The sequence below is a fragment of the Streptomyces sp. NPDC001606 genome (assembly GCF_053596835.1).
This window is the reverse complement of the sequence record NZ_JBSFHC010000001.1, coordinates 490504-511738: the sequence shown is the minus strand read 5'-3', so window position 1 is coordinate 511738 and position 21235 is coordinate 490504. Positions and strand designations below refer to the sequence as shown.

The window sequence follows — 21235 nt, the reverse complement described above, 5'->3', positions numbered from 1 at the left end:
TGAAACGCCGAATGCCTGGTATCGGGTTCCCTATGCCTGCTGCGGGTCGGTGACCCAGCCGGACGCCAGGACCAGCCGGGAGGCGCGGTGGACGGCGAGAAAGCCGAAGGGGCGACGGAAGCGCGCGTACACATGGATGTTCACATACCGCGCCACGACCTGACGGCCCGCCCGGAGCTGTTCGGGCTGCGCTCCGCGCTCCGGTGATGTCGAACGCGGCGGTGCTGACGGACAGCCTCGGCGGGCGCGGGAGAAGACCGCGTTCCCTGCGCACGGTGACACCGGGTCCGGCCGCGCCCGGCGCCAGCCGGTCACCGGGCTCGAGCGGCTGCCGTCCGGCGAGGATGTCCACGCCCGCCGCGAGCACCCGGCCCGCGGCCGTGCCCTCCTCGCCGAGGAGCAGATGTACGTCGATGCCGCGATCGCCGACCACCCGCAGGACGGTGACATGGCCCGCGGGTGTGTCCGCGACGCCGACGCGGTCGAGCAGCGAGGTGGTGCGCGACAGCCCGGCGAGCCGCCGGGACCGCCAGGGGCCCTCGCCGGGGCCTGCCTCCTCGATGCGGAAGGGGCGGATCCATCGGGTCTCCAGGGCGAGCGCGCTCGCCAGGAGCAGCAGTGTGTCCCGGTCCGGGCTGACCGGCATACGGGCGATCCGCCCGCCGGTGTGCTCGGCGGCCCAGGCGTCGAGCGCCCTGCGGTCGACGGCGGGCCAGCCGGTCAGCTTCCGGTGGGTGTGCGGCGGAAGCGTCGCGATCCACTCCTTGCGCACCCTCGCACGCCGGCCGGTCCACAGGCCCAACGCCGCGTCGACGCCACGCAGGCCGTCCAGCGCGGCGATGAACGACCGTGCCCGGTCCGCCGCGTGCTCGGCGGGCAGCCCCACCGCCGCGGCCAACTCGGCGCGGGCGGCCCCGGCCGCGGCGTCGGCGAGGAGCGCGAGCAGGGGCCACACTCCGGCGGCCGAGCACACCGTGCCGCCGCTGTTCTCCGGCGCCCCTTCCGGGCCCGTCCCGGCCACCGTCTCCGCGGCCCACCGCGCGGTCAGCGCGTTGACCGCTGCGACGGTCTGCTGCACCCGGCCCGGTGCCGGCTCGGTCGTCTCCATCCGTCCCCCTGTTCCTGCCCGGCCTCTTGCGGCGGATGATCACAGTAGGGGGGGCCGTGGGGGGCGGTGCCTCCAGGGGGCGGCGACGGGAGGCGGCTCAGCCGGTGTCCGGGAGTGTGGTGCGGGGTCAGAGGGCCGGCGGAGGCACGACCGGGACCAGGATGGCGCGGCTCGTGGTGCCGACCATGCGCGCGACGGCCTCGAGGTGGCTGTCGTAGATCAGGGAGACGTTCCTGTCGTGCCACAGAGTCTGGGCGTTGGTCCAGGCCGTCTCCCGGGCCGTGAAGATGCCGAAGCTGCCCACCGCGTGCTTGAGCGCCTCGGCGGGCTGGGTCGCCACATGGACGAGCATGGTCTCGAACTCGGCGCGGACCTCGGCCTCGACGCCGGAGAGGAGGTCGTTGACCTTCTCGTAGTCCTCGTGGACGGGCGCGGTCTGCGGGGTGGTGCCGCGCTCGGCGCAGGTCTGCACCACCGCCACGGCCAGGTCGTGGTTGATGTGGGCGTTCATGCCGGCGAAGGCGAACTGGACCGGCCAGATCACGGGGTTGGCCCGCATCTCGAACAGCGGCGCCCAGGAGGGGTTGACCGGCCGTCCGGCGGCCGCGGCGTCGACGTTGCGCAGATAGAGCCCGGCGAAGATGACGTCCATGCGTTCCAGGAAGGCGTTGTCCTTGAACGTGCCCGCGCCGACGTTCTCCTTCACCAGGCGGGTGACCTTCAGGTACATGCGGTTGAAGCACGCCACGCCGTCGCGCGGATCGAGCCGGTCGTCGATCTGCTGCATGCGGTCGATGACCTCGTCGATGGTCGTGGGCAGGGCCTGGGTGGTCATCTGGCTCCTTCGAGGCAGGGAGGGGGACGGGGAGATCGCTTGCGGGTCGAGAGTGCCCGGGGGACGCTCCGCGGGCCATGTCCGCCTCGGTACGGTCCCCCGGGCGGCCCATGCCGTATCGATCCGGCATCACCCGGTCCACCCATTGCAGTGCCCGGCCATGCGTCCGTCCGCCCGCCCGGGGCGTCTGCGCAGCGGTGATACTCGGACGCGTGGACACCGCCTCCCTCGATCTGAACCTGCTGCGCACCTTCCTCGCCGTGTACCGCTCCGGCTCCTTCACCGGCGCCGCGCGGCTGCTGGGGCTGTCCCAGCCGACGGTGACGACGCAGATCCGCGCACTGGAACGGCAGACCGGCCGGGAGCTGTTCGAACGCCGGCCGCGCGGAGCGGCGCCGACCCCGGTGGCCGACGCACTCGCGGCCCGGATCGCGGCTCCGCTGGACGAACTGGCCGCCGTCGCCGGGCCCACCCCGCCCGCCGGGGTCCGGGCCGAACCGGTCCATCTGGCCGGCCCCGCCGAGTTCCTGTGCACCACCGTGCTGCCCGCGCTCGCGCCGCTCGTCGGCGAGGGCGTACGGCTGCGGGTGGCGACCGGACTGACGGATCCGCTGCTGGAGGAGCTGCGCGCCGGCCGCCACGACCTGGTGATCGCCACCACCCGGCCGCGCGGCCGGACTCTGCACGCGGTTCCGCTGGTGGACGAGGAGTTCGTGCTGGTCGCCGCGCCCCTGTGGGCCGAGCGGCTGGCGGACCGGCCGGCCACCGAGGGGCCGTCGGCGCTGCACGACGTCCCGCTGGTCAGCTACGCCGAGGATCTGCCGATCGCCCGCCGCTACTGGCGTCATGTGTTCGGCCGGCGCCTGTCCCTGACCGCCGCCGTGACCGTCCCCGACCTGCGCGGGGTGCTCGCGGCGGTGACCGCGGGCGCCGGCTTCGGCGTGCTGCCCCGCTATCTCTGCCAGGACCTGCTGGCGTCCGGTGCGCTGGTGGCCCTGCGGGAACCGGAGGACCCGCCGATCAACACCGCCTACCTCGTCCAGCGGCCCGGCGCCACCGACCGCCCGGACGTGGCCCGGGTCCGCGCACACCTGCTGCGGGCGGCCCGGTCCTGGTGACCCGCGCCCGGTCCGGACCCTAGGCTGGGCCGAGCGGTGCCTACAGGGACGGGGACGCGATGCAGTCGTTGCACACGGCGTTATTGCTCGGCACGGGAGCCTTCTGGACGGCGGCCTATGTGCTGCTGGTCCGCACCGGGGTGCGGGAGCGCACCTTCGGGATGCCGGTGGTGGCCTTCGCCACCAACATCAGCTGGGAGTTCATGTTCGCGTTCGTGCGGCCCCAGGCCGGGATGCTGCACGTCGTGAACATCGTGTGGTTCTGCTTCGACCTCGCCGTCGGCTACACGGTCGTACGCTTCGGACGGTCCGAATTCCCCTATCTGCCCGCCCGGCTGTTCCCGCCGGCGCTCGCCGTGCTGCTGGCGCTGGCCTACGTGGGCATGGACTACGCCTCGCAGGAGTTCGACCAAGGGGCCGGCACCATCACGGCGTTCGGCAGCAACCTGGCGATGTCCGGCATGTTCCTCGCGATGCTCGCCGCGCGCCGCGGCACCCGCGGTCAGTCGGCCGGCATCGCGCTGGCCAAGCTGCTGGGCACGGCCTGCGCCTCGCTGGCGCTGCTCACCGACCCCGCGGGGGACCCCCGCTACGACAGCGCACTCATGTACTACCTCTACGTCGGCTGCTTCCTTCTCGACGTCGCCTATCTCGCCGCGCTGTGCGCCGTACGCCGTGCCGAACGGGTGGCGCCGGTGCCCGTGGAGCACAGCCGCGCGGCCTGACATCGTTGTCCGTTTTCTACCGTTCGGTTCCTATGGCGGCCTCCCGTGGGCGGGCCGACGATGGAGGCGGGACAACCAAAGGGAGGAGGCCGTCATGCTGGAAGTGAAGACGGTCGACAAGCCGGACGAACGGCGCGACTTCCCCCGGGGCCACCTCGAAGCCGTCCACCTGACCGGGCTCGACTTCGCGGTGGGCACCTTCGAGCCCGGCTGGCGCTGGTCGGAGTCCGTCGGCCCGATCGCGGGCACCGAGAGCTGCCAGGTCCATCACAACGGCTACGTGGTGCAGGGAAGGATGCGCATCCGCACGGACGAGGGCAACGAGGGCGAGGTCGGCCCCGGCGATGTGTTCGTGCTGCCGCCCGGCCATGACGCCTGGGTGGTGGGTGACGAACAGGTCGTGGTGTACGACTTCGCCGGGACCATGGCGAACGAGTACGCCAAGGGCCGGTGAGGCCGGGAGCCGGAAGGCTCCGAAGAGGCGGTCACCCGTCGAAGGCCGCCGCACCCTGCTCCGCGAACGCCACGGCGTCCGCGTGTCCGAACAGGCCGGGCAGGCCGCCGGTGTGGACGAAGACCGTGCGCTCGCCCGGCCGGATCCCGCCGTCCCGGACGGCCGCGCGCAGCCCGGCAAGGGCCCGGCCGGTGTAGACCGGGTCGAGCACCAGGCCCTCGGTGCGCGCGGCCAGCCGGAGCGCCTCGGCGGCCGGCCCGGTCAGGGTCGCGTACCCCTCGCCCACCTGGTCGCGGCGTACCCGCAGCTCCTCCGCCGTGACCTCGCTCGCGGTCAGCGGCGTCGCGAACCGGGCCACCGCCGAGGCCGGGTCGGGCAGCGCGCCCACGTCCACACCGAGCACCGACCCGGCGCCCAGCGCGGCGACCAGGCCGGCCATGGTGCCGCCCGAGCCCAGCGCGACCACCGCGGTGCGCAGCTCCGGCAGCTGCTCGCGCAGCTCCTCCCCGCAGCGCACATAGCCGCGGGCGCCCAGTGTGTCGGATCCGCCGAACGGGATCAGCGCCGGCCGGGCGCCGTCCGCCCGCAGCCGGGCGCACACCTCGGCCGCCGCCGCGTCCAGCCCCGCCTGGTCCACCGTGCCGGCCCAGGCCAGCCGCGCCCCGAACAGCCCGTCCAGTGCGAGGTTCCCGGACCGGGAGGCGCCCGGCGAGCCCCGCAGCACGAGGACGACGTCCAGGCCCAGACGGGCGCCCGCGGCGGCGGTCAGCCGGGCGTGGTTGCTCTGCGGCGCGCCCGTCGTCACCAGGGTGTCCGCGCCCTCGGCGAGCGCGGCGCCGGCCGTCCACTCCAGCTTGCGGATCTTGTTCCCGCCGCCGCCCAGGCCGGTCAGGTCGTCCCGTTTGATCCACAGGTCGTCGGGGCCGAGGCCGAGCGCGGCGGCCAGCCGGGGCGCGGGTTCGAGCGGGGTGGGGAACGTGCCGAGCGGCACCGGGACATGACTCATGGCGGACATCCTCGCAGCCGCGGCCGCGCCGGGGCCGCCACCCCGGGTCACACCGGGAGCAGCCGGGCGATCAGCGCGCCGAGCTGCCGGGCCGTACGGCACTCGTGCATCTCGACCAGCTCGGCGTAGGCGGGGGCGGCCGAGTCGCCGGTGCCCCACCGGCTCTGCGGCTCGGGGTTCAGCCAGTAGACGCGGCGGGCGCGCCGGGCGAGGTCGCGGACGGTCGGCAGATTGGGGTCGCTCATGTTCGTCCGGGCGTCGCCGAGCACGAACACCGTGGTGCGCGGGGAGACCGTCGCGCCGTACCGCTCGGTGAACTCGCCCAGCGCCATGCCGTAGTCGCTGCTGCCGTGCCAGCCGGTGAGGGTGGCCTCGGCCAGGATCCGGGCGCTCAGCCCGTCGGGGTCGGCGCGGCCGTGGTCGAGCAGGCCGGTGACCTCGTCCAGCCGGTTGACGAAGGCGAACACCCGGACCTTGCTGAACTGGTCGTGCAGCGCCTGCACCAGCAGCATCGTGAAGTCCGAGAATCCGGACACCGAGCCCGAGACATCGCAGAGCAGGACGAGTTCGGGGCGCACCGGGCGGCGTCGGCGCAGCACCGGACGCATCGGCACCCCGCCCGTGGACAGCGAGGAGCGCAGGGTGCGGCGCAGATCGACGGTGCCGCGGGCGGCCCGGCGGCGGCGCGCGGCGAGCCGGGTGGCCAGCTTGCGGGCCAGCGGCTGCACCGTCCGGCGCAGCTCGGCCAGTTGCTCACGGCTCGCGAAGAGGAAGTCCACCCGGTCGGCCGTCGGCCGGACCGCCCGCCGGGCGATCTCGTCCCGGCCGCGCCGCTCGGCCACCCGCCGCCGCGCCTCGGCCCCGACCATCCGCCGGAACTCCTCGATCCGGCGCCGGAGCTCGTCGTCCAGCAGCCGGTCCGCGAACCCGGCGCTGCCCCCGTCCCGGGCCCGCGCGTCCGCCCGCACCCGGGCGAGCAGGGTCTGCGGGCGCAGCCGTTCCAGCGTCTGGTACGCCGACCAGCCGTCCGAACCCGGTGAGTTGCCGTATCCGCCGAAGCCGTCGACCGCCTCCGCCGCCAACCGGGCCAGCAGGGCCCGGTCGCCGTCAGCGAGGGCCTCGGCCAGCCGGTCGCGCAGCTTCTCGCGGTCCGCGGGCCCGCTGTCCGGGCCGCCGACCCGGCGCGGGAAGTACAGGTCGAAGACCTGGTCGAAGACGGGCCGCTGTCCCGGGCCGTGCAGCAGGGTCGCCGCCAGTCCCTCGCGCAGGCGCTCCCGGTCCGCGAGCCCCAGCGCCTCGGCCGCGAGGGCCGCGTCCACGGTCTCGCCGGTGCCGATCCGCATCCCGTGGGCGCGCAGGGCCCCGACCAGATCGGTGATCCGGTCGGCGACCGCGGTCACAGCGCGTCCAGGGCGAGTGTGGCGGCCGCCTTCTGGATGTCGTCCTGGTGCTTGAGGAGCACGCCGAGGGTGTCCCGTACGACGGTCTCGTCCAGGGTGCCGGCGCCGAGTGCCAGCAGGGTGTGCGCCCAGTCGACGGTCTCGGCGACCGACGGCACCTTGCGCAGGTCCATCGCGCGCAGCGCCCCGGCCACCCGTACCACCGACTCGGTCAGCGCGTCGCCGAGGCCGGGCACCTTCAGCCGGACGATCCGCCGCTCCAGCTCCGGCTCGGGGAAGCCGATGTGCAGGAAGAGACAGCGCCGGCGCAGCGCCTCGGACAGCTCCCGGCCGGCGTTGGAGGTGAGGACGACGAACGGCCGGCGGGTCGCGGTGACCGTGCCCAGCTCCGGGACCGTGATCTGGAAGTCGCTGAGCACCTCCAGGAGCAGGCCCTCCATCTCCACGTCGGCCTTGTCGGTCTCGTCGATGAGCAGCACCGTCGGCTCGTCGCCGCGGATGGCGGTGAGCAGCGGGCGGGGGAGCAGGAACTCCTCGCTGAAGATGTCGGTGCGGGTCTCGTCCCAGCTCTCGTCGCGGCCCGCGCTGATGCGCAGCAGCTGCTTGGCGTGGTTCCACTCGTACAGGGCGCGGGACTCGTCCACGCCCTCGTAGCACTGGAGCCGCACCAGCCGGGCCTCGGCCGCCTGGGCGACGGCCTTGGCCAGCTCGGTCTTGCCCACTCCGGCGGGGCCCTCCACCAGCAGCGGCTTGCCGAGCCGGGCGGCGAGGAAGACGGTGGTGGCGACGGCGGGCGAGGGGAGGTAGCCCGTTGCGGCGAGGCGGGCCGAGACATCGTCGACGGATGTGAACAACGGGGCCTCCGAGGGGGCGGGGAACACGGCTTCCGCCCCTATCTAAGCGCTTGTTCAGCACCGCTGTCACGGGGGATTCGCCACCCGGACCGGCACGCGCACGCCCGGCTCCCCCGGGGCGCGCTGGTCAGCCGAGCAGGATCACCTCCAGAGTCCGGGGGCCGTGTACGCCCTCCACCCGGTCCAGCTCGATGTCGCTGGTGGCGGACGGGCCGGAGATCCAGGTCAACGGGCGCGCCGGATCGAGGCGTTCGAGGGCCTGCGGAACGGAGGAGACCACCTGGCCGGGCACCCGCACCACGCAGATGTGGTGATCGGGGACCAGGCTGATCCGGCGGCGGCCCTGCCCCGGGCCGCCGTCCAGCACGATCGTGCCGGTCTCGGCGATCGCCACCGCGCAGGCCGTGACCACACTGTCGGCCCGGTCCAGGTCGAGCGGCGTGCTCTCGGCCCGGTCCGGGACCAGGGTGACGTCCGCCCGCGCCGTCCAGTCCGCCGCCAACCCCGGCGGCACCAGCACCGAGCGCGCCTTCCGGGCGGCCAGCAACCGGGAAATCAGCGCCGGGACTTCCTCCTCGGTGCAGCGGTGCACGAGCGCCCGGTAGTCCACCAGGTTCTCCGCCAGCAGCTCCACCGTCTGCTCGGCCGTACGCTCCCCGTGTGCGCGCAGATAGTCCCGCGGCACGGCCTCCTCGTACGGCCGCTCGTCCGGCGTCACATCGGCGAGGGCGCGCCGCACCCGGCCCAGGATCCGTTCCCTGCTGCTCACTTGGCGCCGTCCTTTCCCCCACGGGTGCGCTGCCACCAGTCCCGGAAGGGCTCCGCCGGTACGGCCGGCAGGTCCCGGGTGGCGGTCCACGCGCTGCCCGGCCCCGGCAGGGTGCGCGGATGCAGCCGACGGGTGCGCGAGGCGAGCCGCTGACCGGTGCGCAGCGCGCCGGGGCGGGCCAGGGCCCAGCGCGCAGCCCGCATGGCCGCCCGCTCCGCCGCATGGCCCTTGGCCGGCCGGAGCAGCACCTTGTTGCCCTGCTGCACCGCCGGGCCGCCCTCCACCACCCGCTCCCGCAGATGGACCAGCACCTCGGGGATGTCGATGGCGACCGGACACACCTCGTAGCAGGCGCCGCACAGACTGGACGCATACGGCAGCGAGGCGTCGATCTCGCTCGCGGTGCCCCTGAGCTGCGGACTGAGGATGGCGCCGATCGGGCCGGGATACACCGAGCCATAGGCGTGCCCGCCCGCCCGCTCGTACACCGGGCACACGTTGAGGCAGGCCGAGCAGCGGATGCAGCGCAGCGCCTGGCGGCCCACCCGGTCGGCGAGGGTGTCGGTGCGGCCGTTGTCGAGCAGGACGAGATGGAAGGTGCGCGGCCCGTCCCCGTCGGTGGTCCCCGTCCACATGCTCGTGTACGGGTTCATCCGCTCGGCGGTGGAGGAGCGGGGCAGCGTCTGGAGGAAGACCTCCAGATCCCGCCAGGTGGGCACCACCTTCTCGATGCCGACGACCGAGATCAGTGTCTCCGGCAGGGTCAGACACATCCGCCCGTTGCCCTCGGACTCGACGACGACCAGCGTGCCGGTCTCGGCGACCATGAAGTTGGCGCCCGAGATGCCGACCTTGGCGCGCAGGAACTTCTCCCGCAGGTGCAGCCGGGCCGCCTCGGCCAGCTCGGCGGGGGAGTCGCTCAGCCCGTCCGGGGCGGGGCGGCCCCACGCGGCCATCTCGCTGGTGAAGATGTCACGGATCTCACCCCGGTTGCGGTGGATGGCCGGAACCAGGATGTGCGAGGGTCGGTCCCTGCCCAACTGCACGATCAGCTCGGCGAGATCGGTCTCGTAGGCCCGGATGCCCTCGGCGAGCAGCGCCTCGTTCAGCCCGATCTCCTGCGTCGCCATCGACTTGACCTTGACGACCTCCGACTCCCCGGTCTCCTTGACCAGTTCGGCGACGATCCGGTTGGCCTCGGCGGCGTCGGCGGCCCAGTGCACGACGCCGCCGGCCGCCGTGACCGCCTCCTCCAGCTGGACCAGATACCGGTCGAGATGGCGCAGCGTGTGGTCCTTGATCCGGCGGCCCGCCTCGCGCAGCCGGTCCCAGTCCGGCAACTCGGCAACCGCACGGGCCCGTTTGGCGCGGATGGTGTGCGTGGCATGGCGCAGGTTGCCGCGCAGGGTGGAATTGTGGACGGCGCTGTGCGCGGCCTCGGGGAAGGCCGGCATGCCGACGAACGTGCCGCTCATACGGCAGGGTCCTCCTCAGTGCTCGCCAGGATCTCCGCGATGTGCACCGGCCGCAGTCCCGAGCGCAGCCGGCTCATGGTGCCGCCCAGGTGCATCAGACACGAGTTGTCGGCCGCGCACAGCACCTCCGCGCCCGTCGACTCGGCGTTGCGCACCTTGTCCGTGCCCATCGCCGCCGACACCTCCGCGTTCTTCACCGCGAAGGTGCCGCCGAACCCGCAGCACTCCTCGGCGCCGGGCAGTTCCACCAGCTGAAGCCCCTTGACCGCCTGGAGCAGCCGGCGCGGCCGGTCGCCCAGGCCCAGGCTGCGCAGCCCGTGGCAGGTCGGGTGATAGGTCACGGTGTGCGGGTAGTACGCGCCGACATCCGTCACCCCCACCACGTCCACCAGGAACTCCGTCAGCTCGTACGTCTTCGGCACCACCGGCGCCAGGGTCCGCGCCAGCGAGTCCCCGCGGCCCTCCTCCCGCGCCCGCTCGCCGAGCCGCGGATACAGCTCCCGCACCATCGCCCCGCACGACCCGGAGGGTGTCACGATCGCGTCGTAGCCCCGGAACACCTCGGCGAACCGCCGGGCCAGCGGCTCCGCCTCATGCCGGTAGCCGGTGTTGTAGTGCGCTTGCCCGCAGCAGGTCTGGCCGAGCGGGAAGTCGACTTCGACGCCCAGCCTGTCCAGCAGTTTCACCACGGCACGGCCGGTGTCCGGATAGAGCGTGTCGTTGACACAGGTCAGGAACAGAGCGACACGCATCGCGGCTCCTCGAAGTCGGTCCTCGGACGAGTGCAGGGTAGTCGCCGGGCCCGGCCCGGCGGCAGACGGCCGCTCACCGGGCGGCGAGCCGTGCCTCGGCCGCCCGCCAGACGGCGGTGTCACCGCGGGGCGCGTACCGGGTCAGCGGCTGGGTACGGGTGAGCAGCGGCGCATGGCGGACAGGTCCCCGGCCGGCCCGTGCGCCCGGGCCCGCACCAGGACATTGCCCAGGGCTCCTCGACGGCCCGGCGGTGTGCGAGGGCCGGCGAGTCCAGGAAGCTGGGGCCCACCCCTAGGGGTGTCCAGCACTCCGACCCGCCGTGATGGCTGGGGTCGCGCCGTGAACTCCGGCTATCGAAGGAGCCGCTCATGAAAAGACGCATCACCGCCCCCGGCCCGTCCGTCAGCAGGAAGAGCACCACCCGACTCGACTCCCAGGCCGTCTTCTTCGTCTCCTACGACGGCCTGGTCAACAACAACTCCTTCCAGAAGAACGGCCTGCTGACCTACAAGGGCTACCAGTACGCCGCCTGGTACACCTCGACGGGCAACGCCGTGGTCGGCCGCCGCGCGCTGAGCGCGAGCAGTTGGTCGACCGTGACCCTCTCCCACGTCCTGAAGGCCAGCGACTCCCACAACGTCATCTCCCTGGGCGTCTCCAGCTCCGACGGCCGCCTGCACCTCGCCATGGACTCCCACAGCGACGGCTACTTCTATGTGAAGTCGACGGCCGGGCTGATGGACAACCCTTCCGCCACCAGCTGGACCTCGTCGGCCTTCGGCGCGGTCCAGACCTCCCTGGACGGCCTCGCCCTCACCCCGCAGTTCACCTACCCGCAGTTCCTCTCCACCCCCGAGGGCGGGCTCCAGCTCAGCTACCGGGCCGGCATCTCCGGCAACGGCCGCAACGCCCTCGCCGAGTACGACGGTTCGACGTGGACGGCACTGGGGGAGTGGACCAGCTCCACCGGCACGTACACCAGCGCGCACGGCTCCTCGACCGCCCGCAACATGTACCTTCACGGCATCGACTACGACGTCGACGGCCGGCTGCACGCCTTCTTCACCTGGCGCGAGCAGAACGCCGCCGTGATGTGCGGCAGCGGCGGCATCACCAACCACGACACCGGCTATGTGTACTCCACCGACCGGGGCCGCACCTGGCGCAACGACGCCGGAGCGCCGGTCGCCACCACCGGCACCTCCGACACGGTGGCGGTGACGGACGGCGGTCTCGTCGTGGACCCCCTCGGCCCGGACCACTCGCTGATGAACCAGGAGAGCCAGTGGACCGACTCCACCGGCCTCCCGCACGCGCTCATCAGCTACGTCCCCGGCCGCTTCGGCCGGTTCACCACCGACTACGTGGCCGATCGCACCGCCAACGGACGCGCCTTCCACCTCCGCAAAAACGCCTCCGGCGGCTGGACCAAGACGGAGATCCCGGTCCCGCTGAACTCCAGCCAGCGCACCAAGCTGGTCCTGGACAAGTACGACAACGCCTACGCGGTCCTCCCCTTCGGCCGGATCGCCGCCGCGTCCAGGTCCTCCGGGTACACCGACTGGACCCTGCTGTACGACGGCAGCGACCTGAACGCCTTCGGCGAGGTCGTCATCGACGAGTGGCGGGTGCGGTACGACCACGTGCTGTCGTTCATGTACCAGGAGAAGTCCTCCGGTACGACACCCTCGGCGCTCCATGTGATCGACTTCGCGCTGCCCGACTGATCCCCGCTGTCCGCCCGTGCCCGGAATTGCGGCGGCGCGCGGGTGCTGTGAAGCCCCGCCGCCGCCCGTCGCCCCGCCGGCCGCAGCCGGATCACGGGCCTGCTCGTACAAGGTCTCGCCAGCCGCGTAAGCGGCCTGCTCCCGGCCCGCCCCCGGACATGTGCTCCACTGGGACGCGTCCGCTTCATCCGTCCCGGGAGCCCCGTTGAGCCTCAGCTACCACCAGCCCGGTGTCGTTCTCACCGACCGTCACTTCACCGTGCCCCTCGACCACGCCGACCCGGGCGGCGAGACCATCGAGCTGTACGCCCGTGAGGCCGTCGCGCGCGACAAGGCCGGCCAGCAGCTGCCCTGGCTGGTGTACCTCCAGGGCGGCCCCGGCTTCGGAGCGAACCGTTTCGTCGGACGTCAGGCCTGGCTCGACCGCGCCCTGAAGGACTACCGGGTCCTGCTGCTCGACCAGCGCGGCACCGGCCGCTCCACGCCCGCCACCCGGCAGACGCTCCCGCTGCGCGGCGGACCCGCCGAACAGGCCCGCTATCTCACCCACTTCCGCGCCGACTCCATCGTCCACGACTGCGAGGCCATCCGCTCCGAGGTCACCGGCGGCGCCCCGTGGACCGTGCTCGGGCAGAGCTTCGGCGGCTTCTGCACCGTGTCGTACCTCTCCCTCGCCCCGCACGGCCTGGACACCGCCGTCATCACCGGCGGCCTGCCCTCCCTCGACGCCCACGCCGACGACGTCTACCGCGCCGCCTACCCGCGCGTGGAACGCAAGGTCGCCGCGCACTACGCCCGCTACCCGCAGGACGTCGAGCGGGCCCGCCGGATCGCCGAGCACCTGCTCGCCCACGAGGTCACCCTCCCGAACGGCTACCGGTTCACGGTCGAGGCCTTCCAGTCCCTCGGCCTGATGCTCGGCATGAGCGACGGCAGCCACCGCCTGCACTACCTCCTGGAGGACGCCTTCGTCCGCACGCCCGGCGGCCTCGCCCTCTCCGACGCCTTCCAGGAGCAGGCCCAGACCCTGCTGTCGTACGCCTGCCACCCCCTCTACGCCCTCGTCCACGAGACGATCTACGGCCAGGACGCCCGCCCCACCGCATGGTCCGCCGAGCGGGTCCGCGCCGAGTTCCCGCAGTTCGACGCCGCGAAGGCTCTGGCCGGGAACGCCCCGGTCCTGTTCACCGGTGAGACCGTCCACCCCTGGATGTTCGAGGCCGACCCGGCGCTGCGCCCGCTGCGCGAGACCGCCGAACACCTCGCCGCACACTCCGACTGGCGTCCCCTGTACGACCCGGCCCGCCTCGCTGCGAACGAGGTGCCGGTCGCCGCCGCCGTGTACCACGACGACATGTACGTCGACACCGAGCACTCCCTGCGCACCGCCCGCGCCATCCGCGGTCTGCGCCCCTGGGTCACCAACGAGTACGAGCACGACGGGCTGCGCACCGGCGCGCCCCGGGTGCTGGACCGCCTGCTGGTCCTGGCCCACGACGAGGTGTGACCCCGGTTCCCCGATAACCCCACGGACCCGCAGCGGAGTTGCGGCATAGGATGCGGCCATGACCGAGTCGCAGAACGCCCAGCTCCAGCCCATGCCCGACGACTGGCAGCGCGCCCTCGCCGTGGTCGCGCACCCCGACGACCTGGAGTACGGGTGCGCGGCCGCCGTCGCCGCCTGGACCGACGCCGGCCGCGAGGTCTCCTATCTGCTCGCGACCCGTGGCGAGGCGGGCATCGACTCCCTCGACCCGGCCGTCTGCGGACCGCTGCGCGAACGCGAGCAGCGGGCGAGCGCGGCCGCCGTCGGCGTCGAGTCGGTGGAGTTCCTCGACCACCGGGACGGCGTGATCGAGTACGGGCCGGCGCTGCGCCGGGACATCGCCGCCGCGATCCGCCGCCACCGCCCCGAACTGGTCATCACCCTCAACCACCGGGACACCTGGGGCACGATCGCCTGGAACACCCCCGACCATGTCGCCGTCGGCCGGGCCACCCTGGACGCCGCCGCGGACGCCGGCAACCGCTGGATCTTCCCCGAACTCGTCGAAGAGGGCCTCGAGCCCTGGACCGGCGTCCGCTGGGTCGCCGTGGCCGGCTCGGCCGCACCCACCCACGCGGTGGACGCCACCACCGGCCTGGAGCGCGCCGTGCACTCCCTCCTCGAACACCGCACCTACATCGAGGCGTTGACCGACCAGGACCCCGAGACGTACGTCCGCGAATTCGTGACCGCCAACGCCAAGAGGGCCGGCGAGCGCTTCGGCGGTGTGCCGGCGGTGGCCTTCGAGGTGTTCAACCGCTGAGGACCGCTTCAGGGACAGAAGCTTCACGGGCCGAAGCTTCAGTGACAGAAGGGGCGCAGCGCGAGAAGCGTTATTATTGAGGTTCATACCCGATGGTCGGGATTCGTTCTGCCGCAGGACTCCGAGGCAGGGACATATCCGCAGGGACACATCGGCCATGGACGACACATCGACGCAGCTCGCGCCGGCGGAACTCAGACTCGCGGCGATCTTCACCGGCGGTGTGAGCCTCGCCGTCTGGATGGGCGGCGTGGCGCGTGAGATCAACCTCCTGACCCAGGCCCGGGCCGATTCCGCCGAGGACGGGCACGTCCGCGCGAAGTACCGGGAACTGCTCGACCTGTTGCACCTGGACGTCCGACTCGACGTGCTCTCGGGAACCAGCGCGGGCGGCATCAACGCGGCCTGCTTGGGACTCGCCAACGCACGCGGCTGCGACATGGGCGGGCTGCGTGACCTGTGGCTGGACGAGGGGGCGCTGTCCGGGCTGCTGCGCTCCCCGGCCGAGCGGCACCCGCCGTCCCTGCTCAGGGGCGACGAGGTCCTGCTGGCCGGGCTGCGCACGGCGCTGGAGCAGCTGCCACCGCCGCATGCCGAGCCCCGCGACACCCATGTGTTCATCACGACCACACTGCTCGACGGGGTGCGCAGCACCTTCCGGGACGACTACGGCACCGCGGTGCAGGACACCGATCACCGCGGCCTGTTCGCCTTCGGGCCCGCCGACCTCGCCGGCCCGGACATCCCGCAGGCGCTGGCCCTCGCCGCCCGCGCCAGCGCCTCCTTCCCGGTGGCCTTCGAGCCCGCGTTCGTCCCGGTCGGCACGGCGGGACCGGCCGGCCACCCCGACATGAGCCGCTATCTCGGCGCCGGCCCGCACACGCAGTTCTGCGCGGACGGCGGACTCCTGGCGAACCGGCCCCTCGGCCCCGCCCTGAACGCCGTCTTCGACCGTCCCGCACGCGGTGAGGTGCGCCGGGTGCTCACCTATGTGGTGCCCACCGTGCGGACCCCGCCCCTCCGGCAGCCCGCGGCACGACCGGATGACCCACCCTCGATGGGCCCGGCCCTGGTCAGGGACCTCGACGCGGCCCTGTCACAGACCATCTCCGGCGATCTGAAGGCGCTCACCGACCACAACGACCGGGTGACGGCCCGGCGCCGCCGCGAGGAGTGGCTCGTACGGCTGCTGCCGCCCGACGACGAGACGACCACGAGCGCGATGTACGCCCAGTACCGCGAGGGCTGGATCGACGACCACGCCCGCTCGGCCGCCGGGCGGAACCTGGCCCGGCGCACACCGGGACGGCCGCCGCCGGGCCGACGGCCCCCGGGGTACGGCAGCGATCTGGACGACCTGACCCATGGCATCGCGGCCGCGCTGGCGGCGAGGGTCCCCGAAACCCTGCCGGAGCCGGACGCGCCGGACCTCTTCGGTGTACTGGCCCGCTTCGGCCAGGCACCCCTCGACGGAGCCCGGTCCTCCGTGCTCACCCTCCTGCGCGACGGTTCCGCCGCGGCCGGTCCCGACCTACGGCGCACGCTCGACGGCCTGATCGCGCGCGTTCCCGGGGCCGCCGCCGAGCACGCCCCCGCACGTCCCGTCACCACCGTCGCCGACCTGCTGGAGCTGCCCCGCGACGAGCGGGGCCGGCCGGACCCCCGCTCGGCCGACGGCGCGCTGGACGAGGCGGAGAGAGATCTCGGTGATCTCCCCGAACAGTGGGCGCGATCCTGGCGGGGGCTGGCCGGGGTCCTGCTCGACGCGCAGGAGACCCTGGACCCCCGGGGGCCCGCCGGTCCCCGCCTGGCGTTCCTGGTGGCCCCTCAAGGGACGGCGCCCCCGTCGGCGGAGCGTGTCGCCCGCCGTCTGTTCCTGCTGGAGATGGCCCAGCGGATCTTCTCCGCCGCGGAGCTGCCCGCCCCGCAGACGGTGGAACTCGTCCAGGTGAGCGCGGACACCCGCACCCTGCTCGACGCGCGCTGCCTGGCCGACGACAAGCTCACCGGCCTCCAGCTGCACCACTTCGGCGCCTTCTACAAGCGGTCCTGGCGGGCCAACGACTGGATGTGGGGACGGCTGGACGGCGCCGGATGGCTGGTGCACATCCTGCTGTCCCCGGACCGCCTGTCCCGGCTGGCCGAGACCGCGGGCGCCGGCCGGAACGCCCGCGACGCGGTCCGCGAGGAGCTGTCCCGCATCGCCGGCGGACCACCACCGGAGCACATACGCCCCGGAGTCGACCGCGAGCTGGCCTTTCTCGACGACCCCGCCCGGGCCCACCACCACAGCAGCTTGCCGCTCACCTCCCTGTGGGTCGCGTCCGCCCTGCAACGCTTCATCGCGGCCGAGGAACTGCCGTGCGTCGCCGAACAGGCGAGACTCGACCGGGAGGCGGGCGCGGCCGACGAGGCCGGGGCGTTCGAGCGGGCCTGCGCCGGACGGACCGTGACGCCCGACGACGCGGCGAGGCTGCTCGGCCTGTGCCGGATCTCCGAGGAGACCTTCGCCGGGGAGGCCGGCACCCCGCTGCTCACCCACACCGTGGTGCAGAGCCTGACGGTGGCCCTCAACGCGGCGTGGGCGGCCGCCGGCCGCTGGCGGGGCCTGCGCCTCGTGCTGGACGGCGTCCGCGCCGTGCTGCGGCCGGCGGGGGCCGTGCTGGGCGCCCGCCTGCTCGGGGACCGGCTCCGGCGCCATGCCGGGCCAAGGGGCGGCGCCGCAGGTCAGTAGGGTGTGCTCATGCCAGAACAGATAGCCGGACCGTCCGAGCTGCGCGGGGACTGCGCGCAGTGCTTCGGGCTGTGCTGTGTCGCCCTGCCCTTCGCCCGCTCCGCCGACTTCGCGCTCGACAAGCCCGCGGGCCGGCCCTGTCCGAACCTCGGGGGCGACCACCGCTGCGGCATCCACACCGACCTGCGTGCGAAGGGCTTCACCGGCTGCACGGTCTACGACTGCTTCGGCGCCGGGCAGAAGATCTCGCAGGTCACCTTCGGCGGGCAGGACTGGCGTACCGGGACCAAGGAACACACCCGCCGGATGTTCGAGGTGTTCCCCGTCGTTCGACAGCTGCACGAGCTGCTCTGGTATCTGACGGAGGCACTGGGGCTGCCCGCCGCCCGGTCCGTCCACCCCGAGCTGCGCAGTGCTCTGGAGGAGACCGAGCGGCTCACCCGGCAGCGGCCCGAGGAACTGGCCGCGCTGGACGTGGCCGCGCACCGGCAGAAGGTCAATGTGCTGCTGCTGCGCACCAGCGAGCTGGCCCGGGCCGGGGCCGGCGGGACCGGCGGCAAGAAGGGCAAGGGCAAGGGCAAGGGCAAGGACCGGCGGGGCGCGGACCTCGTCGGGGCCCGGCTGCGCGGCGCCGATCTGCGCGGGGCGAGCCTGCGCGGCGCCTATCTGATCGCCGCCGACCTCACCGGCGCCGATCTGCGCGACGCGGACATGATCGGCGCCGATCTGCGCGACGCCGACCTGACCGACGCGGACCTCACCGGCGCCTTCTTCCTCACCCAGCCGCAGCTGGACGCCGCGCGGGGCAGCGCCGGCACCCGGTTGCCGGGGTCACTGCGCCGCCCGGTGCACTGGACAGCCGGCGGCTGACGATCCGGACCCGGCGTCGGCCGCCTCCCGCGGCGCCGCGCCGGACGGCACCGGACGCTCGGCCGTGCCGGACGGCAACGGACGCCGCTCCAGACCCAGCCGCAGTCCCTCCGGCATCAGGGTCAGGCGCTCGGTGACCGTCAGCCGGTAGCCGGGGTCGGCGCGCAGTTCGTAGCGGCGCAGCAGCAGGCCGAGGACCAGGGTCGCCTCGTGCAGCGCGAACTGGCGGCCGATGCAGGCCCGGGCGCCGGTCCCGAAGGGCTTGAAGGTGTGCGGCGGGCGCCCCCGTACGGCCTCGGGCGCGAAGCGGTCCGGGTCGAACTGTTCGGCGTCCTCGCCCCACACCTCGGGGTCGCGGTGCAGCATCGGGGCGAGCACCAGCGTCCAGGCGCCGCGGCGCAGCGGATGCTCCCCGGCGAGCACCGTGTCCTGCCGGGCCTCGCGGGCGAAGCCGGGCGCGGTCGGCCACAGCCGCAGCGACTCGTCCAGCACCCGCCGGACATAGCGCAGCTTGGCGACCTGGTCGTAGCCGGGCGCCGCGGTGCCGCCCCAGACGCGGTCCACCTCGGCGCGCGCCCGGGCGGCGATCTCCGGGTGCCGGGCGAGGTAGTACAGGGCGAAGGAGAGGGCGCCCGAGGTGGTCTCGTGCCCCGCCACCAGGAACGTGATGACCTGCTTGCGGACGTTCTCCGCGGACAGCCGCTCGCCGGTCTCCGGGTGGGCGGTGGCCAGCATGCGGTCCAGCAGGTCCCCCTCGCCGCCGCCCGACCGGCGCCGCTCGGCGACCAGGTCGTCGACCGTGCGGTTGAGCAGGGCCGTGTCCACCGCGTTGCGCCGGGCGGCGCCGCGCAGCAGCAGCGGGGCGAGCGGGGCGGGCACGCTGTTCAGCCGCTGCGCGTGGCCGAGCGTGCCGACCATCGCGGTCACGAAGGGGTGCGGCCGGTCCCGTTCGAAGGAGCCGAAGTCGTGCCCGAAGCCGGTGCGGGCGATCGTCTCCAGGGTCAGCTTGGTCATGTCCCCGGGCACGTCCACGGTGCGCCCGGCCGCCGTCTCGCGGTCCCAGTGGTCGGTCAGCCGGGCGGCGACGTCCAGCATCATCCCGTGGTAGCCCGCCATGGCCTCCCGGCTGAAGCCGGGCGCCAGGACGTCGTGGGCCAGCTGCCAGTTGGGCTCGTGGTTGTAGGCGGTGAACAGGCCGTCCCCGGCGAGCGGCCGCAGATTGGCCACGCCGAGCCCGACGTGCTTGGCGAACCGGGACTCGTCGGCGAGGTCCGCGACCAGCCGGGACCCCCACACCAGCACGACCTCCTTGCCGAAGGCGCGGCGCCGGAAGATCGGGCCCAGCTCACGCGCGTACCGCATGGAGTCCTGTACCGGCCTGCGCCGGTCGGCGCCGAGCACATCGCCGAGCAGCGGCAGCCGGTGCGGCGGGTGCGGTATGCGGTGCAGCTCGGGCCAGCCCTGCTCGGCACTGCGAAACCCTTTCGGCAGTGCCGCCGGCCGGTCGGTGTGCGCGGTCTGCGTCCTGTTCGTCGTCTCCGCCATGACGCCGATCTCCCTTGATCCAGCGGGCCGTTGAACCGGTGGCACGCCGCGTGTTGTACGTGGGTTCAATAGCGGTTCCAGTGTGGTCCGCTTGTTGAACCGGCGTCAAGTAAGGTGCTGCCATGTCCGCGAACCAGGGGGAGCGTGCCCGGCGCCGGCTCAGCACCGAGGAGCGCCGTGCGCAGCTGCTGTCGGTCGGCGCGAAGCTCTTCTCGGAGAGTCCGTACGACGAGGTGTGGATCGAGCAGGTCGCCGAGATCGCCGGGGTGTCGCGCGGGCTGCTGTACCACTACTTCCCGAACAAGCGGGACTTCTTCGCGGCGGTGGTGGAGCGCGAGAGCGAACGCATGCTGCGCATGACCGCCGCCGTGCCCGGCGTGCCCGTGCGCGAGCAGCTGGCCGCCGGTCTCGACACCTACCTCGGCTATGTCCAGGCCCACGCCCATGGCTTCCGTGCCTTCCACCGGGCGGATGCCGCCGGCGACCAGGCGGTGCGCCGGGTCTACCAGCGGGCCCTCGCGGCCCAGGAGCAGCAGATCCTGGCCGCACTCGCGGCCGACCCCGAGTTCGGCCCCGTCTTCGAGAGCGCCCCCGAGGTCCGCCTGGCCGTGCGCGGCTGGCTCGCCTTCACCACGGCCGTCTGCCTGGAGTGGCTGCGCGACGGCGAGCTGAGCCGGGAGCAGGTGCGGGACCTGTGCGCCCGGGCGCTGCTGGGCGTCCTCACCTGATTCCGCACGCTCTCCGCCCCGGTCGGGGGTGTGGTTGGCGTGCGCGCCGATCTTCGATAAGTTAGGCAAGGCTTACCTAAGGAGGTCTGGGGATGGGTGACACACAGGACTGGACGGCCGCACCCGGCGCGGCGGAACGGGCCCGGTCGGTGCTCGCCGCCGCATGGTCGTGTGCGGTGACCGCGGACGGCGTGCGCGAGGAGTACGTCGGCGCGCACACCGTCACCGACGACGGCGCGGTGCGGCTGTCGGTGCCCGACGACAGCGCGCTGCTCACGGCGGCGATCTGCGCCCCGCGCCAGGAGCCGGCCGCCGTGCTGGAGTTCGCCGACGCGGCCCCCGTGCCGGTGCGCCACCGGATCCGGGCCCGGCTCCATCTCGCCGGCTGGTTCGCCGCGGAGGCGGGTGCCCTGCTGTTCCGGCCCACACGCGTGGTGCTGCGGCAGGCCGCCGGCGCCGTGGTCGTCGGCCTCGACGAGTTCGCCGCCGCCCGGCCCGACCCGCTGGCCGAGGCCGAGGCCCGGCTGCTCACCCACCTCGCCGACGCCCACCCGGACGCCGTGGAGCGGCTCACCCGGCTGGTGCGGCCGGAGTCGCTGCACGCCGCGGTACGGGTGGCGCCGCTCGCCGTCGACCGGCACGGGCTGACCCTGCGCATCGAACGCACCCGCGCCCACGGCGACGTACGACTGCCCTTCCACGCCCCCGCCGACGACGTCGCCCAGCTCACCGAGCGGCTGCACGTCCTGCTGGCGCAGGCCGGCGCCGCCGCCTGCCCGCATGCGCTCCAGCGGCAGCACGCGGACGGCGACATGTGAGACGTAC

At 73.5% G+C, this 21235-nt stretch carries 19 protein-coding genes and 2 pseudogenes; 10 read left to right on the top strand and 11 right to left on the bottom strand.

What is annotated here, in order from left to right:
* Window positions 1–30: 30 nt before the first annotated feature.
* From ACWCV9_RS02330 to ACWCV9_RS02320, 3 genes and pseudogenes are all read right to left on the bottom strand, one after another.
* Window positions 31–156: a hypothetical protein gene (locus tag ACWCV9_RS02330; RefSeq protein WP_450783776.1), complete on the bottom strand. Its 126-nt coding sequence runs from the start codon at window positions 154–156 to the stop codon at window positions 31–33.
* A gap of 460 nt (window positions 157–616) precedes the next feature.
* Window positions 617–1108, bottom strand: a pseudogene (locus tag ACWCV9_RS02325) (hypothetical protein); the annotation flags it as partial.
* A gap of 127 nt (window positions 1109–1235) precedes the next feature.
* Window positions 1236–1943 carry a DUF5995 family protein gene (locus tag ACWCV9_RS02320; protein WP_450783775.1) on the bottom strand — a complete coding sequence of 236 codons (708 nt, stop codon included), beginning with the start codon at window positions 1941–1943 and terminating at the stop codon, window positions 1236–1238.
* Between the two features lie 212 nt (window positions 1944–2155).
* Here ACWCV9_RS02320 and ACWCV9_RS02315 point away from each other — a divergent pair, with 212 nt between their 5' ends.
* From ACWCV9_RS02315 to ACWCV9_RS02305, 3 genes are all read left to right on the top strand, one after another.
* Window positions 2156–3061, top strand: a complete 906-nt coding sequence (locus ACWCV9_RS02315) for a LysR family transcriptional regulator (RefSeq protein ID WP_450783774.1) — start codon at window positions 2156–2158, stop codon at window positions 3059–3061.
* A gap of 59 nt (window positions 3062–3120) precedes the next feature.
* Window positions 3121–3786, top strand: a complete 666-nt coding sequence (locus ACWCV9_RS02310; protein ID WP_450783773.1) for a transmembrane-type terpene cyclase — start codon at window positions 3121–3123, stop codon at window positions 3784–3786.
* 94 nt (window positions 3787–3880) lie between these two features.
* The gene (locus tag ACWCV9_RS02305) at window positions 3881–4240 is read left to right on the top strand and encodes a cupin domain-containing protein (protein ID WP_450783771.1); all 360 of its coding nucleotides are present in this window, start codon (window positions 3881–3883) and stop codon (window positions 4238–4240) included.
* A 31-nt stretch (window positions 4241–4271) separates the two neighbouring features.
* On the opposite strand, the gene ACWCV9_RS02300 is transcribed toward ACWCV9_RS02305, so the two are convergent.
* The 7 genes and pseudogenes from ACWCV9_RS02300 to ACWCV9_RS02270 form a co-directional block, all read right to left on the bottom strand.
* Window positions 4272–5246 (bottom strand): D-cysteine desulfhydrase family protein, encoded by a 975-nt coding sequence (locus tag ACWCV9_RS02300; RefSeq protein WP_450783770.1) that lies wholly within the window; start codon window positions 5244–5246, stop codon window positions 4272–4274.
* Window positions 5247–5293: 47 nt separating this feature from the next.
* Entirely contained in the window at window positions 5294–6589 is a 1296-nt protein-coding gene (locus ACWCV9_RS02295; RefSeq protein WP_450784228.1) for a VWA domain-containing protein, read from the bottom strand.
* A 53-nt stretch (window positions 6590–6642) separates the two neighbouring features.
* A complete protein-coding gene (locus ACWCV9_RS02290; RefSeq protein WP_450783769.1) occupies window positions 6643–7500 on the bottom strand; it encodes an AAA family ATPase in 858 nt (285 codons plus the stop codon).
* 127 nt (window positions 7501–7627) lie between these two features.
* Complete coding sequence (locus ACWCV9_RS02285; RefSeq protein ID WP_450783768.1) at window positions 7628–8269, bottom strand: LutC/YkgG family protein; 642 nt, start codon at window positions 8267–8269, stop codon at window positions 7628–7630.
* Complete coding sequence (locus ACWCV9_RS02280) at window positions 8266–9744, bottom strand: lactate utilization protein B (protein WP_450783766.1); 1479 nt, start codon at window positions 9742–9744, stop codon at window positions 8266–8268. Before ACWCV9_RS02280 ends, ACWCV9_RS02285 begins: the two co-directional genes overlap by 4 nt.
* Entirely contained in the window at window positions 9741–10496 is a 756-nt protein-coding gene (locus ACWCV9_RS02275; RefSeq protein ID WP_450783765.1) for a (Fe-S)-binding protein, read from the bottom strand. Before ACWCV9_RS02275 ends, ACWCV9_RS02280 begins: the two co-directional genes overlap by 4 nt.
* A 73-nt stretch (window positions 10497–10569) precedes the next feature.
* Window positions 10570–10775, bottom strand: a pseudogene (locus ACWCV9_RS02270) (rhamnulokinase); the annotation flags it as partial.
* 90 nt (window positions 10776–10865) lie between these two features.
* Between ACWCV9_RS02270 and ACWCV9_RS02265 the strand changes: the two are divergent.
* From ACWCV9_RS02265 to ACWCV9_RS02245, 5 genes are all read left to right on the top strand, one after another.
* Window positions 10866–12224 carry a BNR repeat-containing protein gene (locus ACWCV9_RS02265; RefSeq protein ID WP_450783764.1) on the top strand — a complete coding sequence of 453 codons (1359 nt, stop codon included), beginning with the start codon at window positions 10866–10868 and terminating at the stop codon, window positions 12222–12224.
* Window positions 12225–12429: 205 nt separating this feature from the next.
* Window positions 12430–13731 carry an alpha/beta fold hydrolase gene (locus tag ACWCV9_RS02260; protein ID WP_450783762.1) on the top strand — a complete coding sequence of 434 codons (1302 nt, stop codon included), beginning with the start codon at window positions 12430–12432 and terminating at the stop codon, window positions 13729–13731.
* A 58-nt stretch (window positions 13732–13789) separates the two neighbouring features.
* Window positions 13790–14533 (top strand): PIG-L deacetylase family protein, encoded by a 744-nt coding sequence (locus ACWCV9_RS02255; RefSeq protein ID WP_450783761.1) that lies wholly within the window; start codon window positions 13790–13792, stop codon window positions 14531–14533.
* A gap of 157 nt (window positions 14534–14690) precedes the next feature.
* Window positions 14691–17267 carry a patatin-like protein gene (locus ACWCV9_RS02250; RefSeq protein WP_450783760.1) on the top strand — a complete coding sequence of 859 codons (2577 nt, stop codon included), beginning with the start codon at window positions 14691–14693 and terminating at the stop codon, window positions 17265–17267.
* Between the two features lie 9 nt (window positions 17268–17276).
* Complete coding sequence (locus ACWCV9_RS02245) at window positions 17277–18137, top strand: pentapeptide repeat-containing protein (RefSeq protein WP_450783759.1); 861 nt, start codon at window positions 17277–17279, stop codon at window positions 18135–18137.
* On the opposite strand, the gene ACWCV9_RS02240 is transcribed toward ACWCV9_RS02245, so the two are convergent.
* On the bottom strand, window positions 18099–19682 hold the full coding sequence (locus ACWCV9_RS02240) for a cytochrome P450 (RefSeq protein ID WP_450783757.1): 1584 nt from the start codon (window positions 19680–19682) through the stop codon (window positions 18099–18101). The genes ACWCV9_RS02245 and ACWCV9_RS02240 overlap by 39 nt on opposite strands.
* Before the next feature lie 122 nt (window positions 19683–19804).
* On the opposite strand from ACWCV9_RS02240, the gene ACWCV9_RS02235 reads away from it, so the two are divergent.
* Together ACWCV9_RS02235 and ACWCV9_RS02230 are read left to right on the top strand one after the other, a co-directional pair.
* On the top strand, window positions 19805–20410 hold the full coding sequence (locus tag ACWCV9_RS02235; RefSeq protein WP_450783756.1) for a TetR/AcrR family transcriptional regulator: 606 nt from the start codon (window positions 19805–19807) through the stop codon (window positions 20408–20410).
* 92 nt (window positions 20411–20502) lie between these two features.
* Window positions 20503–21228 carry a DUF2470 domain-containing protein gene (locus ACWCV9_RS02230; protein WP_385847027.1) on the top strand — a complete coding sequence of 242 codons (726 nt, stop codon included), beginning with the start codon at window positions 20503–20505 and terminating at the stop codon, window positions 21226–21228.
* The last annotated feature ends 7 nt before the right edge of the window (window positions 21229–21235 follow it).